The organism is Gilvirhabdus luticola (assembly GCF_040117515.1).
Taxonomy (GTDB): Bacteria; Bacteroidota; Bacteroidia; order Flavobacteriales; family Flavobacteriaceae; genus Gilvirhabdus; species Gilvirhabdus luticola.
The window spans coordinates 222975-239764 of record NZ_JBEEEN010000004.1 but is presented as its reverse complement, the minus strand read 5'-3'; the positions used below and the strand labels follow the sequence as shown (position 1 = coordinate 239764).

At 33.4% G+C, this 16790-nt stretch carries 16 protein-coding genes and 1 tRNA gene; 11 read left to right on the top strand and 6 right to left on the bottom strand.

Annotation, left to right across the window (positions count from 1 at the left end; all coding sequences use genetic code 11):
* Positions 1-55: 55 nt before the first annotated feature.
* A complete protein-coding gene (locus tag AAFP94_RS09310; RefSeq protein WP_316662354.1) occupies positions 56-769 on the bottom strand; it encodes a DUF6090 family protein in 714 nt (237 codons plus the stop codon).
* Between the two features lie 101 nt (positions 770-870).
* Positions 871-1050 (bottom strand): hypothetical protein, encoded by a 180-nt coding sequence (locus AAFP94_RS09305; protein ID WP_316662353.1) that lies wholly within the window; start codon positions 1048-1050, stop codon positions 871-873.
* 98 nt (positions 1051-1148) lie between these two features.
* Between AAFP94_RS09305 and AAFP94_RS09300 the strand changes: the two genes are divergently transcribed.
* From AAFP94_RS09300 to AAFP94_RS09265, 8 genes are all read left to right on the top strand, one after another.
* Complete coding sequence (locus AAFP94_RS09300) at positions 1149-2522, top strand: alanine/glycine:cation symporter family protein (protein ID WP_316662352.1); 1374 nt, start codon at positions 1149-1151, stop codon at positions 2520-2522.
* Positions 2519-2776 (top strand): DUF4212 domain-containing protein, encoded by a 258-nt coding sequence (locus tag AAFP94_RS09295; RefSeq protein ID WP_316662351.1) that lies wholly within the window; start codon positions 2519-2521, stop codon positions 2774-2776. Before AAFP94_RS09300 ends, AAFP94_RS09295 begins: the two co-directional genes overlap by 4 nt.
* Positions 2766-4502 (top strand): sodium:solute symporter family protein, encoded by a 1737-nt coding sequence (locus tag AAFP94_RS09290; RefSeq protein ID WP_409628454.1) that lies wholly within the window; start codon positions 2766-2768, stop codon positions 4500-4502. The genes AAFP94_RS09295 and AAFP94_RS09290 overlap by 11 nt, the downstream gene beginning before the upstream one ends.
* A gap of 113 nt (positions 4503-4615) precedes the next feature.
* Positions 4616-6544 (top strand): acetate--CoA ligase, encoded by a 1929-nt coding sequence (gene acs / locus AAFP94_RS09285; RefSeq protein ID WP_316662350.1) that lies wholly within the window; start codon positions 4616-4618, stop codon positions 6542-6544.
* Between the two features lie 30 nt (positions 6545-6574).
* Entirely contained in the window at positions 6575-7192 is a 618-nt protein-coding gene (locus AAFP94_RS09280; RefSeq protein WP_316662349.1) for a glutathione peroxidase, read from the top strand.
* Positions 7193-7349: 157 nt separating this feature from the next.
* The gene (locus AAFP94_RS09275; protein WP_316662348.1) at positions 7350-8759 is read left to right on the top strand and encodes an MATE family efflux transporter; all 1410 of its coding nucleotides are present in this window, start codon (positions 7350-7352) and stop codon (positions 8757-8759) included.
* A gap of 103 nt (positions 8760-8862) precedes the next feature.
* The gene (bshB1, locus tag AAFP94_RS09270; RefSeq protein WP_316662346.1) at positions 8863-9585 is read left to right on the top strand and encodes a bacillithiol biosynthesis deacetylase BshB1; all 723 of its coding nucleotides are present in this window, start codon (positions 8863-8865) and stop codon (positions 9583-9585) included.
* Between the two features lie 71 nt (positions 9586-9656).
* Positions 9657-9732: transfer RNA gene (locus AAFP94_RS09265), tRNA-His, on the top strand.
* 53 nt (positions 9733-9785) lie between these two features.
* Here AAFP94_RS09265 and AAFP94_RS09260 read toward each other — a convergent pair.
* The 4 genes from AAFP94_RS09260 to AAFP94_RS09245 are packed head-to-tail and all read right to left on the bottom strand — an operon-like array spanning position 9786 to position 13080.
* Complete coding sequence (locus AAFP94_RS09260) at positions 9786-10814, bottom strand: M28 family metallopeptidase (RefSeq protein ID WP_316662345.1); 1029 nt, start codon at positions 10812-10814, stop codon at positions 9786-9788.
* A 27-nt stretch (positions 10815-10841) separates the two neighbouring features.
* The gene (locus tag AAFP94_RS09255) at positions 10842-11882 is read right to left on the bottom strand and encodes a M20/M25/M40 family metallo-hydrolase (RefSeq protein ID WP_316662344.1); all 1041 of its coding nucleotides are present in this window, start codon (positions 11880-11882) and stop codon (positions 10842-10844) included.
* A 51-nt stretch (positions 11883-11933) separates the two neighbouring features.
* Complete coding sequence (locus tag AAFP94_RS09250) at positions 11934-12293, bottom strand: FUSC family protein (protein WP_316662342.1); 360 nt, start codon at positions 12291-12293, stop codon at positions 11934-11936.
* A 7-nt stretch (positions 12294-12300) separates the two neighbouring features.
* Positions 12301-13080, bottom strand: a complete 780-nt coding sequence (locus AAFP94_RS09245; RefSeq protein ID WP_316662341.1) for a DUF3108 domain-containing protein — start codon at positions 13078-13080, stop codon at positions 12301-12303.
* 167 nt (positions 13081-13247) lie between these two features.
* On the opposite strand from AAFP94_RS09245, the gene AAFP94_RS09240 reads away from it, so the two are divergent.
* The 3 genes from AAFP94_RS09240 to AAFP94_RS09230 all read left to right on the top strand — a co-directional run bounded on the left by AAFP94_RS09240 (position 13248) and on the right by AAFP94_RS09230 (position 16485).
* A complete protein-coding gene (locus tag AAFP94_RS09240) occupies positions 13248-14099 on the top strand; it encodes a universal stress protein (RefSeq protein ID WP_316662340.1) in 852 nt (283 codons plus the stop codon).
* 209 nt (positions 14100-14308) lie between these two features.
* A complete protein-coding gene (locus AAFP94_RS09235) occupies positions 14309-15235 on the top strand; it encodes a nuclear transport factor 2 family protein (protein WP_316662339.1) in 927 nt (308 codons plus the stop codon).
* Positions 15236-15402: 167 nt separating this feature from the next.
* The gene (locus AAFP94_RS09230) at positions 15403-16485 is read left to right on the top strand and encodes an aldose epimerase family protein (RefSeq protein ID WP_409628449.1); all 1083 of its coding nucleotides are present in this window, start codon (positions 15403-15405) and stop codon (positions 16483-16485) included.
* Positions 16486-16790: the final 305 nt, after the last annotated feature.

The window sequence follows — 16790 nt, the reverse complement described above, 5'->3', positions numbered from 1 at the left end:
AAAACAAAAATACTAAAAATGTCCAACTTATTGTAAAAAAAGTTATACAATATTTTTAGTTCAACTTTTTGAGTTCGTCTTCAATCAAATTATTAATAAGATTTATCTCATTGATTGTTCGATTATAAATTGAATCTTTACCCTTTGTCAAGAAAATGCTTTCAATGAATATATTTTGTAATTCAATTGAAAATAATTTATCTGGTTTTACAACCTGCATAGTTGAATAGTTGATAACACCTCTTAATTCAGGGGATAATTCTTGTATGATTATTTCCCAATGTATGTCTTCAAGCTTATTAACATAACTATAAGTGGCTTCAAGATTTTGCAGTTTTGATAGAATTATTGGATTCTTTAATAACTTAATATCTCCACTATTTACAAGTGTTTCATAAACATTACCATTGCCATGAAAATCAGAATATTGAGAAAGATTCATAGTAATTAGAGCGAGCGTATCCATTTTGCTCAAGTCTTGATAAGCAATAAGTTTATTGCCATATTGATATTTATTGAAATAGAAGTTATTAATTTCTTTAGTTTGTTTAATTTCTTTAAGATTTTGAGTGATTTGGACTTTAATATTTTTATAGATTTCTATTTCGTCTTGTTTTTTTAATTTTAAATTATTCCAATTGTTAATTTTTAAAGCTATTAAAATTCCGATTACAACAAGAATAATTTCACCAATAGCATAAAGTAAATACTTATGTATTTTATGTTTGGAAATCAATTGTTTTCGAATGGTTTTGAAGAATTGAATCATAAAACTCAAAATTTTATGTCAAAAAATATGTCGTACAGTTCCTTTTAATATTTGATTTAGATTTCAATTATTCTAAAGACATAATAATCACATAATGATGATCAATCTATTTGTTTCTTTGAAAGTATTGAGGTTATCACTAAACCCAAACCTATACCAGCAATTATAGAACCAATAAACCAAAGAGCTGAAGTTTGCAAAAAAATTAATCCAATACCAACACCTAGCATTGTACCACCACCAATAGCCCAAGTACTTTTATCTCTTTTTAAATTTCCCATGACAATATGTTTAATTCATTAAAAATAGCTTACGAAATTTAAGTATACTATGATTTTTGTCAGTTCTATTACTTTACATACATTTATTGAGAATTAAAATGGAGCAACTAAACCAACTTATTGAAAACTTTGCATCTTTTGCTTGGGGCTTACCGTTATTGATACTATTGATTGGTGGAGGTTTATATTTACTTGTTCTATCAAGATTTTTACCATTTAGATATTTTACTCATGCGATTCAGGTTTTAAGAGGAAAATATGATGACCCTAATGATCCTGGAGAAATTAGTCATTTTAAAGCGTTAACCACAGCTTTATCTTCTACAATTGGAATGGGAAATATAGCAGGTGTTGCTCTTGCTATTGCAGTTGGAGGACCTGGTGCTATTTTCTGGATGTGGATAAGTGCTATTGTTGGTATGTCTACAAAGTTCTTTACTTGCACTTTGGCAGTTTTGTTTAGAGGTAAAGATAGTGATGGACAATTACAAGGCGGACCCATGTACTTTATTGTAGAAGGATTGGGCAAGAACTGGAAACCTTTGGCTGTAATGTTTAGTCTCTTTGGAATGTTGGGAGCTTTGCCAGTTGTAAACGTGAATCAATTAAAACAAGCAATTAATGATATCATTTTGATTCCGAATGGTATGGAAGTTAGTTTTTCATCAAATCTTACTATTGCAATAATTTTAGTGTTAGTTACATCAATAGTTATTTTAGGAGGTCTACAACGAATTAGTAATATAGCTTCCAAATTAGTGCCTTCAATGGTACTTTTATATTTTGGTTTAGTCCTCATTATTTTGGGAATTAACTATGAAGTTGTTCCAAAGTATTTTGTTTTAATTTTTACAGATGCCTTTGCCGCTGAAAACTTTTCTGGAGAGCCTTTTTTAGGAGGTGTGTTAGGAGCTTTGGTATTATTAGGTGTTCGTCGTGGAGCTTTTTCAAACGAAGCAGGAATTGGTACTGCACCAATGGCACATGGTGCTGCAAAAACCGATGAACCCATAAGAGAAGGCTTGGTTGCTATGTTAGGTCCAGCAATAGATACTTTAATAGTTTGCACACTTACGGCTTTGGCAATATTAGTGACTGGTGTTTGGGAAACCACTTCAAATAATGGTGTTACATTAACGGCTTCTGCTTTTAATAATGCATTTCCAGAAATTGGATCATACCTTCTGATGATTTGTGTATGTGTATTCAGTATTTCTTCACTATTCTCATATTCTTATTATGGTACAAAGTGTATGTCCTTTGTTTTTGGGGCTCATAATAAACATTACTATAACTATTTTTATATCTTGAGTATTATTTTGGCTGCAACTACTTCTTTCGAAATGATGATTAATTTTATTGATGGGGTTTTTGCTTTGATGGCTTTTCCAACTATGATTGCGACCATTTTGTTAGCGCCTAGAGTCGTAAAAGAAATTAAGATATATTTTAATAAGCATAAACAATTATGAATAATCAACAAAAAGCGACTGCATATTGGAAAGAAAATATCAGGTACGTTTTAATTTTATTAGCCATTTGGTTTTTGGTTTCTTATGGAGCTGGTATTCTTTTTAAGGATGCTTTAAATAATATAAAAATGGGCGGTTTTAAACTTGGTTTTTGGTTTGCACAACAAGGTTCCATGTATGTATTTGTGATTCTCATTTTTGTATATGTTCGACTGATGAACAAGCTCGATAAAAAGTATGGCTATGATAACTAATTTATTAGTGCTAGATGGTATTGGTGTTCAAAATTGGACTTATATTCTAGTTGGTTTAACATTTTCGTTGTACATAGGAATAGCTATTTGGTCTAGAGCGAGCTCAACAAAAGAATTCTATGTTGCTGGTGGAGGCGTTTCGCCTTGGGCTAACGGAATGGCAACTGCAGCAGATTGGATGAGTGCAGCATCATTTATTTCGATGGCTGGTATTATTTCTTTTGCTGGTTATGACGGAGCTGTTTATTTAATGGGATGGACAGGAGGTTATGTGTTACTGGCATTATTGTTGGCACCATACTTGCGTAAGTTTGGCAAATTTACAGTGCCAGATTTCATAGGCGATCGTTACTATTCTAATGCTGCAAGAATTGTCGCTGTATTTTGTGCTTTACTAGTATCGTTTACCTACGTTGCTGGACAAATGCGAGGTGTTGGAATTGTTTTCTCTCGATTTCTTGAAGTCAATATTAATACTGGAGTCATTATAGGAATGCTCATTGTTTTATTTTATGCTGTTTTAGGAGGCATGAAAGGAATAACATATACGCAAGTGGCTCAATATTGTGTGTTAATTTTCGCGTTTATGGTACCTGCCATTTTTATTTCAATTCAAATGACTGGAAACCCAATCCCTCAATTAGGATTTGGAGACCAATTAGCAGATGGATCTGGAACATATCTTCTAGATAAACTCGATGGTTTAAGTACAGAATTAGGATTTGCTGAATATACAAGTGGTTCTAAATCTATGATTGATGTGTTTTCTATTACGTTGGCATTAATGGTTGGAACTGCTGGTTTACCTCATGTGATAGTTCGATTTTTTACTGTAAAGCGTGTTCGGGATGCTCGTAAATCTGCGGGTATCGCGTTGTTGCTCATAGTAGTATTATATACTACAGCCCCTGCAGTAGCAGTTTTTGCGAGGACTAACATGATAGAAACGGTGTCTAATAAACCGTACGCTGAAGTTCCAGAATGGTTTACAAAATGGGAAACCACAGGCTTAATTTCATTTACTGATAAAAATAATGATGGAAATATTCAATATGTTGCTGACCATAAAAAGAATGAATTGATTGTTGACAGAGATATAATGGTTTTGGCCAACCCAGAAATTGCTAATTTACCGAATTGGGTGATTGCATTAGTGGCTGCCGGAGGATTGGCAGCCGCATTATCTACTGCAGCAGGTTTATTACTCGTAATATCTTCATCTGTTTCTCATGATTTAATAAAGAAAGTCTTCAATCCAATGATTTCTGAAAAGGGAGAATTGATCGCTGCAAGACTTTCGGCTGTAGGTGCTGTCTGTGTTGCAGGTTATTTTGGCATCAATCCACCTGGTTTTGTTGCAGCAGTTGTAGCATTGGCATTTGGTTTAGCAGCAGCTTCTTTTTTCCCGGCTATAATACTAGGAATCTTCTATAAACGCATGAACAAAGAAGGAGCAATCGCAGGAATGATCGTTGGTATATCTTCAATGCTGTTGTACATGATTAAATATAAATTAGGATGGTTTGATGATGTCCTTCCGGATAAAAGTGAATGGTGGTTTGGTATATCACCAGAAGGGTTTGGAACTGTGGCTATGGTCTTAAACTTCGCAGTTTCTATTACTATCATGAAATTTACACCACCACCACCAGAAGAGGTTCAAGAAATCGTTGAAAACATTAGGATACCAAGTGGAGCAGAAGATGCAATAATACACAAATATTGATTAAACTTTTTTCGGTCGACAATTTGAAGTCATCGGTAGAAAAAAATGCATGCTTTTGGCATTATTTTATTAATTTAGGTGACCATTAATTTATTTGTTAATTCTATTATTCAATGAGTAACTATCATATCAAACATCTTGAAGAATATTATCAAGTTTATCGTAAATCTGTAAGAGAACCAGAAACCTTTTGGGAGGAAATTGCCATCGAGCATTTTATGTGGCGAAAAAAATGGGATAAGGTTTTAAGCTGGAATTTTTCAAAACCTGAAATTAAATGGTTTGAAGGAGCAAAGCTTAATATCACAGATAATTGCATAGATAGGCATTTACCAACAAGAGGAGATAAGACAGCCATTCTATTTGAACCTAATGATCCGAATGAACCTACAGAACATATTACTTACAAGCAGTTACACGAACGTGTTAATAAGTTTGCCAACGTTCTAAAAGAGCAAGGCATAAAAAAAGGTGATCGCGTATGCATTTATGTACCCATGATTCCAGAATTAGCAATTTCTCTTTTGGCATGTGCAAGAATTGGTGCTATCCATTCTGTTGTTTTTGCTGGTTTTTCATCAACAGCTCTTGCAACTAGAATTAATGATAGTGATTGTAAAATGGTCATTACATGTGATGGATCTTACAGAGGTAATAAAACTATCGATTTAAAAGGTATTGTTGATAATGCATTAGAAGATTGTTCTGGCGTTGAAACGGTTCTAGTCGCCAAACGAATTCATTCAGATATTCAAATGAAAGAAGGTAGAGACAAATGGTTACAACCTCTTTTGGATGAGGCTTCTACATGCTGTGAAGCAGAAACTATGGATTCAGAAGATCCTCTATTTATCTTGTATACATCAGGTTCTACAGGTAAACCTAAAGGCATGGTACATACCACAGCAGGATATATGGTTTACACAGCATATAGTTTTAAAAATGCGTTTCAATATAGAGAAAATGATGTGTATTGGTGTACCGCAGATATAGGTTGGATTACTGGACATAGTTACATTGTTTATGGCCCATTAGCCAATGGTGCAACTACGGTAATGTTTGAAGGCGTCCCTAGTTATCCAGACTTTAGTCGTTTTTGGCAAATTGTAGAAAAACATAAAGTAAATCAGTTTTATACTGCTCCAACAGCTATACGAGCTTTAGCAAAGCAAAGTCTTGATTTTATTGATAATATAGATTTGTCTTCGTTAACAGTTTTGGGTTCTGTAGGAGAACCAATTAATGAAGAAGCCTGGCATTGGTATAACGATAATATTGGTAAACGTAAAAGCCCTATAATAGATTCTTGGTGGCAAACCGAAACTGGAGGTATTATGATATGCCCAATACCTTATGTGACACCAACGAAGCCAACCTATGCAACTTTGCCATTCCCAGGAATACAACCTGCCTTGATGGATGAAAATGGAGAGGAAATTAAAGGCAATCAAGTTGATGGGCGTTTGTGTATCAAGTTTCCATGGCCTTCTATGGCAAGAACCATTTGGGGAAACCACCAACGCTATAAAGACACTTATTTTTCGGCTTATAAAGACATGTACTTTACTGGTGATGGTGCTTTGAGAGATGAAGTTGGGTATTATCGTATAACTGGCAGAGTAGACGATGTCATTATTGTCTCAGGCCATAATCTAGGTACAGCTCCAATAGAAGATGCTATTAACGAGCATCCAGCAGTTGCGGAGTCTGCTATTGTAGGTTATCCGCATGATGTTAAGGGAAATGCTCTTTATGGTTATATCACTTTAAAAGACACAGGAGAATCTAGAAATCAAGATAATGTGCGTAAAGAAATAAATCAAATCATCACCGAACATATTGGCCCAATTGCCAAACTGGACAAAATTCAGTTTACAGAAGGCTTGCCGAAGACTCGTTCAGGTAAAATCATGAGACGAATTTTGCGTAAAATAGCACATAAAGATACGAGCAATTTAGGTGATACAAGTACATTATTAAACCCTGAAGTTGTGCAAAGTATTATTGATGATGCTTATAATGACAAACAAACAAATTGGTAGATGTTTTGACTTTTATCCTATCTTTAATCTATGAAACGAATAATTGCAATTCTTCTATTAGTTACTAGTTTTAGTTGCAAACATAAACTTGAGAGTCAAATCTCAGAAGATGTTGTAGAGTCTATTACTAAAGATGAGATAATAAATTCAATTGAAGATCAAATGAAAAAAGAAAACATTTATCAGTTTACAGTAAAGGATTTGTCTGGCAATGATTTTGATTTTGCATCTTTAAAAGGAAAAAAAATCATGGTGGTTAATACAGCAAGCGAATGTGGTTTAACACCTCAATATGAAAATCTGCAGGAACTTTACGAGGTATTTGGTGACCAAAATTTCACTATAGTTGGTTTTCCTGCCAATAATTTTGGTAGCCAAGAACCTGGCTCTAATGAGCAGATTGCTACTTTTTGTAAACAAAATTATGGTGTTACTTTTCCTATGATGAGCAAGATTTCGGTTAAGGGAGACGATATGCATGATGTGTATCATTTTTTAACTAAAAAAGACAGGAATGGATTTCAAGACTCTGAAGTAGATTGGAATTTTCAAAAATATCTCATCAATGAAAATGGAGAAGTCGTTCGTGTAGTTTCACCAAAAACCCTTCCAATAGATGAGTCTATTATCGATTGGATTAAGTCATAAATATGACCAGTTTTTGTGATAATCAATTATTTTCTACATCTTTGTAGTTTATGATTGTTTAAGGTCCACTTTCGGTTATATCGGGTTTCTTCCGAATAAAAAATTGCTAAAGACTTATCGTCTTTTGGTTATGTTTCTTTTCTTACTTAAAAAAATAATGCATTCAAAACAATCAATTTCAATAAAACAAATATTTCAATATTTTAAAATTGCCGTTTCTGGCAAAGATCAAGAATATACGTCAGGTAGTATTCGCAAAGCGGTTTTTATGTTATCTGTTCCAATGATATTGGAAATGCTTATGGAATCTATTTTTGCAATTGTAGATATCATGTATGTATCCCAAGTGAGTGTAAATGCCGTAGCAACAATCGGCTTGACAGAATCAGTTATAACTCTGGTTTATGCTGTGGCTATTGGATTAAGTATGGCAGCAACTGCAGTCGTTGCAAGACGTGTTGGCGAAAAGGATATTGATGGAGCTTCAAAAGCAGCAGTTCAAGTCATTTTTTTAGGAATTTTAACAGCTGCAGTTGTTAGTGCTATTGGCATTATATATCCTAAAGAAATACTACAACTTATGGGCGGAGAGAGCGACCTCATTGAAGAAGGTTATGGCTATACTCAAGTACTTATGGGTGGTAACGTAACTATAATGTTGCTATTCTTAATCAATGCGATTTTCCGTGGTGCTGGAAATGCTTCAATTGCCATGTGGACGCTTATCTTATCTAATGGGTTAAACATTATTTTAGATCCAATTTTCATTTTTGGTTTTGGCCCAGTGCCAGCATATGGAGTTGAAGGAGCAGCAATTGCAACAACAATAGGAAGAGGTAGTGCCGTTATGTTCCAATTAGGTATTCTGTTTTATGGTTATGGTAAAATAAAGATTAAAATTAAAGATTTGGTCTTACGATTTGGTATTATGCTGAACCTTATAAGAATATCTCTAGGAGGTATAGGGCAGTTTTTAATAGGAACTTCAAGTTGGGTTTTCCTGATGAGAATCATGAGCGAATTTGGTAGTGAAGTATTGGCAGGTTACACCATTGCCATTCGTGTGATGATGTTTACAATAATGCCAGCTTGGGGTATGAGTAATGCCGCAGCAACCTTGGTTGGTCAGAATTTAGGAGCTCAAAAACCAGATAGAGCAGAACGGTCGGTTTGGAAAACAGGAAAATACAGTGCTATTTTTATGGGATTTGTATCCATAATTTATCTCGTTTTTGCACCTCAAATCATAGTGCTTTTTAATGACACACCAGACGTTGTTAAATATGGTAGCTTGTGCTTACGTATTATTGCAGCAGGATACATTTTTTATGGATATGGTATGGTAGTTATTAATTCGTTTAATGGAGCAGGAGATACAAAAACACCAACGTATATTAATTTTGTTTGCTTTTGGTTATTGCAGCTTCCATTTGCATACATCATGGCAATTACTTTAGATTTTGGACCATCAGGCGTGTTTTGGGCCATTACATTGGCAGAAGTTTTAATTGCTATTATTGCAATTATTTGGTTTAAACGAGGACACTGGAAACTGATACAAGTGTAATTTGTTTCATTCAATTACTTTTTTCATAACTTTATATAAACAAATTACCTTTCTATGATGACAAAAGAATTAAAAATGCACTTAAAAAAGAACATATACATTTATGAAATTAGATATATTGGCATTTGGAGCTCATCCCGATGATGTAGAGTTGGGCTGTGGCGGAACCATAGCTAAAGAAATTTCCAAAGGAAAAATAGTAGGTATAATAGATTTAACACGGGGTGAGTTAGGTACTCGAGGCACACCTGAATCTAGAGATGCTGAAGCTACAGAAGCTGCAAAAATATTGGGAGTTGCAATAAGACAAAATATGGAGTTTGCCGATGGATTCTTTGTAAATGATAAGTATCACCAAATTGAACTTATCAAAATGATTCGTAAGTATCGACCGGAAATTGTGTTGTGCAATGCTGTAACCGATAGACACATTGATCATGGTAAGGGAAGTTCTTTGGTTAGTGATGCCTGCTTTTTAAGTGGTTTATTGAAGATTGACACAAAAACTGAAGATGAAGACGGTTGGCAGGAACCTTGGAGACCAAAACATGTTTATCACTACATTCAGTGGAAAAATTTGGAACCGGATGTTGTTGTAGATATTTCCGAATTTATTCAATCAAAAATCCAAGCTGTTCTGGCATACAAAACGCAATTTTATAATCCAGACAGCAATGGACCAGAAACTCCAATATCAAGCAAAAATTTTGAAGAAAGTATTGCGTACAGAGCAAGAGATCTCGGACGATTAATAGGTTCGGAGTACGGTGAAGGTTTTACTGCGGAAAGATACATTGCAGTTGACAGCCTTTTTAATTTAAAATAATAACAAAAAAAGTTTTTGTTGTAAATACTAAATAATTTACATTTGCAGTCGCATTGTAAAATGTGTAAAATGGTGGTTGTAGCTCAGTTGGTTAGAGCGCCTGATTGTGGTTCAGGAGGTCGTCGGTTCGAGACCGATCTTCCACCCAAAAATATAAGCTTCTCTTATCGGGAAGCTTTTTTTGTTTTTAAATGATGAGACTAAAGACCTATTGTAATTCTATTCTCTCTAGTGGCTAACTCCCAAGCCGTGTAAAAAATTAGCTTTGTTCTTTTTTCTAAAAGGTCATATTCAATTTTTTCAGGTGTATCTGTTGGTTTATGATAATCGGCATGATTACCACTAAAATAAAATATGACCGGTATGTTGTGCTTTGCAAAATTATAATGATCAGATCTGTAGAAGTAGCGATTAGGATCGCTAACACTATTATAAGTATAGTCTAATTCAAGACCAACATATTTAGTATTTATGTCTTCCGATAATTGATGCAATTCGGCACTCAATTTATTTGATCCAATCAAATAGATATAGTTCCCATCTTCATTGTGTTTAATGTCTCTTCTACCAATCATGTCTATATTCAGATTTGCAACTATGTTTTTTAAGGGAACCACTGGGTCAACATCTGTAAAATATTGAGAACCTAAAAGTCCTTCTTCTTCTGCTGTAACGTGTAAAAACAATATTGAACGTTTAGGTCTGTAACCATCGTTAACTGCTTTTTTAAAGGCCTCTGCAATTTCAAGAATTGAAACAGTCCCAGAACCATCATCATCAGCACCATTATAGATGTCTCCATTTTTTATACCTTCATGATCTAGATGCGCAGAAATCACAATAAACTCGTTAGGTTTTTCACTGCCTTCAATATACGCCAGAACATTTTCTGAATCTTCTAATCCTTTCCCGAGATAGGTTTTCGGCACTTCTTGAAAATAGTCGTTATCATCTAATAATGCTGAAATACCTTGAGAAACGTAAAAATTTTTAAGATACTCAACAGCCTTTTTTTGCCCAGGTTGTCCAGTTCTCCTGCCTTCAAATTCATCAGAAGCATAAGCGTATAAAGCTTCTTTTAGTTCAAAAGCTGTAATTGTGTTTGCAAATTTTATAACTAATGAATCATTAATTGAATTTAAGTCTGATGCTGATGTGCTTTTAGGCGATACGCCACAATTATATAGAGTTAAAGCCAATAATTGAATTAAAATCAGTACTCTTTTCATTTGTCTTTTTGAGTTAAAAACTAACACTTAACTAGCTTTGTCAGCTCGTATCCGATTGTCTTGATTGGCCAATTGCCATGCGGTTACAAAAATAAATCGTGTTCGTTTTTCTAATAGTTTATAATTAATCTTATTGGGAGTATCTGTAACCTGATGGTAATCTTCATGTTCACCATTAAAATAAAATATAACAGGAATATTATGTTTTGCAAAATTGTAATGGTCTGATCTAAAGTATATTTTTGCTCTATCGGTTTCTTTATTATATCTATAATCAATATCTAAATCAAAGTAAGTATTATTTATTTTTTCTGAAATGTAGTGTAATTCGGTGCTTAACCTATCCGCACCAATTAAATAGATATAATCTGGATTATCTCTGTGCGAAGAGTCTACACGACCTATCATATCAATATTAAGATCTACAACAGTATTCTCTAATTTAAAAACTGGATTTTCTGAATAATATTGAGAACCTTGAAGACCAATTTCTTCGGCTGTGACGTGCAAAAATAAAATGCTTCTTTTGGGACCAAAACCTTCTTCTTTAGCAATTTTAAAGGCTTGTGCCATTTCTAAAACCGCTACTGTACCAGAGCCATTGTCATCTGCTCCAACATAGATTTTATTGTCCTCAATCCCCAAATGATCCAAATGTGCAGATATAATTATGACTTCATTGGGTTTTTCTGTGCCTTCAATATATGCCAGGACGTTTTCAGATCCACTTTTAATATCATCAGGGAAATAAGATTTCGGTATGTCTTGAAAATAGTCGTCACCTCCAAAAGGAGAATTTATATTTTCTTTTTGGTAGAAGGATTTTATAAATTCCGAAGCTTTTTTTTGTCCAAATTCTCCAGTCTTTCTCCCTTGAAACTCAATAGATGAAAATGAGTAAAGGTTGTTGCTTAATTCTTCTGCAGTAATAGTATTGGCGTATTTAGTTACAGTTACACTATCGCTTAAATGAATAGAACTTTTTAAGTTTTCAATTTTTGTACTATACTTGGTTGTTGCACAAGAACCGACTAAAGCAAATGCAGACAATACACAAAATATTTTCATCCCTAAATAATTAAGGTTCAAATATATTTAAAAAATAGTTTAACGAAAATCTTACTCGTCTAAATTTATATCTTCTAAATCTTCGGCTTCAATATTTAATTCTTCGAGTTCGTCAATGGCTTCTTGTTCAGATTCCACTTCTTTTTCCTGTAACTCTTTTGTATTAACAACTTCTGATTCACTAAAAATAGATTTGTAGGTGGCAAAAACCAATGAAATGATGGTGAGTAAAAATATATATTGTATTATCTTTTTTGATGCACCACTCTTGTTGGATACGAACAACGCAACAACACCTAATATTAAGGCGAATATCGCAGGAATAAACGATAAATTAGATAATGGCAATACAGACAATATAACGGCTAGTATTGCAGTAATTAGTCCTAAAGTGATAAAAAGTTTTCTCATACTAATTTTAATTTCTTAAACCTGATGCAGATTTTAATTTTAATTCTCCGTTGCCCACAGCAATCTTAAAAGTTGCAAATACAGGTATTTTGTTTGCATCTGCGGTTAGCCAGATAATATTACTATTAGTACCTTTCAAAACATCTACTTTGTTGGTACTGATACTTAATTTGTAACAAGGTAATTTACCCAAAACGGTAGATATGGTTTCCTTGCCTAAATAGGTTATGTGTGCTTTAACTTCTTCTCTGTCAAAAACAATGATTAGTTCATTGGACTTGCCAACAGACATATTATTATAATCTAAAGTTCTAATGAAATATAATGTAGAAACTATATCTTTTGTTTTAGACTGAACAGTAATGGTTTTATTTTCACCCCAAAGACTACCATCCTTTTTCTTCTTTTGCTGTAAAGTTTTAATGGTATTGGTCTTATGGTCGTATGTGTACTTCATGGCCTTGTAATAGCTACCTTCATTAATGTCTCTTTTATACAAGTATGGTTTTAAACTGATCGGACTTACATAGCTTTCATACAAATCTCTAATCTTAAAAAAATGATCCCATTTACTGTAGGTGCTAGCTGTACATTTCAGCCTTAAAAGTGTTGTTTTTGAAGTTTTGACTTCGCTAGTTTCCATCCTAACTTCAGCCAAATTGTTAAGAATTCCAGACATATTATAGGAAGCAGTAAATACAAGCTTTTCATTTGTTCCAATGGCATTATTTTGTGCATTTACAAAACATGACAAAAAGAAAATAAGGGCAATCGTAATACGATTCATAAAATAAATTTGTTGTTTATAACGCAATAATAATCATTTATTGTGCCGAATTTATAATTGTATGAAACAATTTAATGATGAACTATAATAATTTTTCAACTGATAAATATCATTGATTTATAATGAATCTCAAACTAAATTTATGTTGTAAATAATACCTTCAAGTGATGAAAAGAATATTGCTTCCAACAGATTTCTCTATAAACTCTTTAAAAGCAATAAATTATGCTCAAGAATTGTTTAAAAACGAAGCTGCTGAATTTTATGTGCTTAATGTGGTAAAAACCTCTTCATTTATCACAGACGATTTAATGACCATGACACCTTCAGAAACGCTTTATAAATCTCTTATAGATACTTCTAAAAAATCTATTAATAAAATTATTTCCAAAGTAAAATCAAAACACAAAAATAATAAACACCAATTTCATGCTATTGTTGATTACGACAGTTTTATCGATGCTGTAAACCAACAATGTGCTTCAAAAAAGATTGAACTCATTATCATGGGAACCAAAGGAATAACTGGATTAGAAAGAATTCTTTTTGGTAGTAACACTGTAAGAGTTATAAATCGTTGTTCAACACCAGTTTTGGTAATCCCTAGTAATTACAAATTTCAACCTATAAATGAGATTGTTTTTACGTCAAACTATGCAACGCAATATAGTTTTTTAGAACTTTTGCCATTACTTAATGTATCAAAAATATTCAATTCAAAAATTAAAATTGTACATATATCAGATAATGATGCACTGACTCAAGAACAGGAAAATAACAAATCATTTTTGAATTCGCATTTTAATGATGTGGTACATGAATTCGTAGACCTCAAGGGAATCAATATTCTTGCAAAGGTTACAGATTACTTAGATAAAAACAGCATACAATTATTGGCTATGGTCAATAAAAAACATTCTTTTTTTGAAAGATTATTTGGCACGCACAAAATAGAATCTTTTGTACTGCAAATACATTCTCCAATACTTATTATGCAAAATTCTTCAGGTACCAATTAAACATGAACAAAATACTCCATTTCACTTCGGAAGTAATTTTTTTAATGTTGGTTAACATTTTTTTTGTACTTTTATTCCTACTTAATAATAATTCGTATTTGTTATCTAAAGCAAACCATAAAGACCCCTGTATCTTAAAGATTTTTATTAATTAACAATTAGGCAAACGCCGATCAAATATGTATTAACTAACCAAAAACAATTTAAAAATGAAAAAAAGTGTAATTATTTTCATGATGATGGGCACCATGATCATGTATTCTCAAAAAAAGAAAAATGGAATAGTTTATAATGAACATCCGGGAATTGTAGCAGTTGAAGCTATGCAACAAGCAGATATGTCTGGAGATGCAGATAAAGTTGCCACGTATTTAGCAGACAATTTTAAATCATTCGATGGTACAAATAGAAATAAAGATGTAGAAGGCACCAATAAAGAAGAGTATTTAGATTGGGTTAAAAATAGAAAAGACTGGGTTTCTTATATGAGCATAACACGTCAAAATGGTGCTTATCCAGATGCCATAAAGTATGATGATGATGATGGTTTATGGGTTCAAACATGGGACTATATAAGAGGTATTCACAACACCACTGGTGTAAAAATAGATATGCCAATTCATAGATTGTACTACTTAAATGCTGAAGGGAAAATTGTGACTATGATTGATTATAGTGCCAATGTTGGCAGAGAGATTAGACAAAGTTTTAATCCAAGAACCAATGGAACTATTTATGATCATCATGAAAACATTAATAAAGTAAGACGCATGATGGGAGCCTTGGAGCATGGGGACGTTGATAAAGCATTTAGCTTTTTTACTGACGACGCAACGTTTAGTAATTTAGATATGGCACCAGGAGAGTCTAATACTGTTGCCGAAGAAAAAGAAGGATTTAAAAAAATGATTGAAAACTGGACTATCGAAAGTGTAGATGTGCAGGGATATCCAGATTATTTAGATTATGAATTGGGTAATGCCAAGGTGGTTCAATCATGGTGGAATGTGAGATTAACAAGAAAATCTGATGGAAAAAAAGTTGTTTTACCATTAATGTTAACTCATGACTTTAATGATGAAGGTATGATAACCAACGAAAACGGATACTATACAACAGATTCAATGAGAGATTAAATCATTTGTTAAGATATACAAGAACCTCAACGAAAGTTGAGGTTTTTGTATTATAAAAAGACCATTACGTTTTTAAAGGAAACATTATATTTGTTTACAAGCCTTATTTTTAAAAGGTTAGAAATACAGGTTTAAATATGAAGCGTAAAGACCAATAAGAAAAGTAAATGAAAGACACTCAAGGCCAGGAACAAGAGCCCTCAATCGAAAAATCCTATTTCGGTTCCATGCCAAATGGGCAAACGGTGGAACTCTATAAACTTAAAAATACTCATGGGATGGAGGTGGAGGTCATCACCTATGGTGGTATTATCACATCACTCAAAGTTCCTGATAAAGTAGGCCAAATAGAAGATGTTGTTTTGGGTTATGATACCTTGCAGCAATATATACAGAGCAATCCTTTTTTTGGAGCCCTTATTGGCAGATACGGTAACAGAATAGCCAAAGGCAAGTTCTCTTTAAATAGTACAGAATACACCTTGGCAATCAACAATGGCAACAATCACTTACATGGCGGCAACAAAGGTTTTGACAAAGTGCTATGGTCTGCCCAAGCGCTTGAGGCAGACAATGCTTTAAAACTCACCTACATCAGTAATGATACAGAAGAAGGTTATCCGGGTACACTCTCAACTACAGTTACATACACCTTAACAGATAACAATGAACTGAAAGTACTGTATGAAGCCACAACCGATAAACCCACTATCGTCAACTTGACACAGCATTCCTATTTTAACTTATCGGGAGACATGTCAAAACCCATTACCGACCATGAGTTACTTATAGATGCAGATAGCTATCTACCAGTAGATAAAAGCCTCATACCAACAGGAGAATTTAGAAGTGTAGAAAACACACCTTTCGATTTCCGTATTGCAAAACCCATTGGTCAAGATATTTCAGCCAACATCCAACAACTGAAAATAGGGAAGGGTTACGACCACAATTGGGTTTTAAATTATCAGGACAAGGGCATCAGGTTTGCAGCTTCGGCTTATCATCCAAGCAGTGGAAGGTTATTGGAGGTCTTCACTACCGAACCGGGAATGCAATTCTATTCTGGTAATATTCTGGATGCTGCTTACTTTGGCAAAAACGGAGTGACCTATAAAGACCGTACAGGCTTTTGTCTTGAAACACAACACTATCCAGATTCGCCTAACCAAGAAGAGTTTCCATCAGTGGTGTTAAATCCGGGAGAGCAGTATAGGTCAAATACAGTATTTAAGTTTTCCACCATGTAGCTTGAAGTTTAAAGCAGCCTTAAAATCTATGTTTATAATTTATTATATCTGTAAAAACTATTTAATAACTTAAAAACAAAAAAACCCGCAACATGTGTTGCGGGTTTCTATTTGCGGAGAAAGAGGGACTTTCCTTATGAAATAAAATAAAACTTCAAAACCCTGATAACCCCAGTGTTTATGAGCATTTGCAATGCATATCGTATAATCAAGGTATTGCATAATAATCCATTATAATCCATAATATTTCAATTTGGTTGACTAAATGTTGACTAAATCTTATATTGTATAACTTTTATTAAATG

Bases quoted from the DNA above. Each gene is read 5' to 3' on its own strand.
- AAFP94_RS09310 (WP_316662354.1), bottom strand. From the start codon at position 769: ATGATTCAATTCTTCAAAACCATTCGAAAACAATTGATTTCCAAACAT.
- AAFP94_RS09305 (WP_316662353.1), bottom strand. From the start codon at position 1,050: ATGGGAAATTTAAAAAGAGATAAAAGTACTTGGGCTATTGGTGGTGGT.
- AAFP94_RS09300 (WP_316662352.1), top strand. From the start codon at position 1,149: ATGGAGCAACTAAACCAACTTATTGAAAACTTTGCATCTTTTGCTTGG.
- AAFP94_RS09295 (WP_316662351.1), top strand. From the start codon at position 2,519: ATGAATAATCAACAAAAAGCGACTGCATATTGGAAAGAAAATATCAGG.
- AAFP94_RS09290 (WP_409628454.1), top strand. From the start codon at position 2,766: ATGATAACTAATTTATTAGTGCTAGATGGTATTGGTGTTCAAAATTGG.
- acs (WP_316662350.1), top strand. From the start codon at position 4,616: ATGAGTAACTATCATATCAAACATCTTGAAGAATATTATCAAGTTTAT.
- AAFP94_RS09280 (WP_316662349.1), top strand. From the start codon at position 6,575: ATGAAACGAATAATTGCAATTCTTCTATTAGTTACTAGTTTTAGTTGC.
- AAFP94_RS09275 (WP_316662348.1), top strand. From the start codon at position 7,350: ATGCATTCAAAACAATCAATTTCAATAAAACAAATATTTCAATATTTT.
- bshB1 (WP_316662346.1), top strand. From the start codon at position 8,863: ATGAAATTAGATATATTGGCATTTGGAGCTCATCCCGATGATGTAGAG.
- AAFP94_RS09260 (WP_316662345.1), bottom strand. From the start codon at position 10,814: ATGAAAAGAGTACTGATTTTAATTCAATTATTGGCTTTAACTCTATAT.
- AAFP94_RS09255 (WP_316662344.1), bottom strand. From the start codon at position 11,882: ATGAAAATATTTTGTGTATTGTCTGCATTTGCTTTAGTCGGTTCTTGT.
- AAFP94_RS09250 (WP_316662342.1), bottom strand. From the start codon at position 12,293: ATGAGAAAACTTTTTATCACTTTAGGACTAATTACTGCAATACTAGCC.
- AAFP94_RS09245 (WP_316662341.1), bottom strand. From the start codon at position 13,080: ATGAATCGTATTACGATTGCCCTTATTTTCTTTTTGTCATGTTTTGTA.
- AAFP94_RS09240 (WP_316662340.1), top strand. From the start codon at position 13,248: ATGAAAAGAATATTGCTTCCAACAGATTTCTCTATAAACTCTTTAAAA.
- AAFP94_RS09235 (WP_316662339.1), top strand. From the start codon at position 14,309: ATGAAAAAAAGTGTAATTATTTTCATGATGATGGGCACCATGATCATG.
- AAFP94_RS09230 (WP_409628449.1), top strand. From the start codon at position 15,403: ATGAAAGACACTCAAGGCCAGGAACAAGAGCCCTCAATCGAAAAATCC.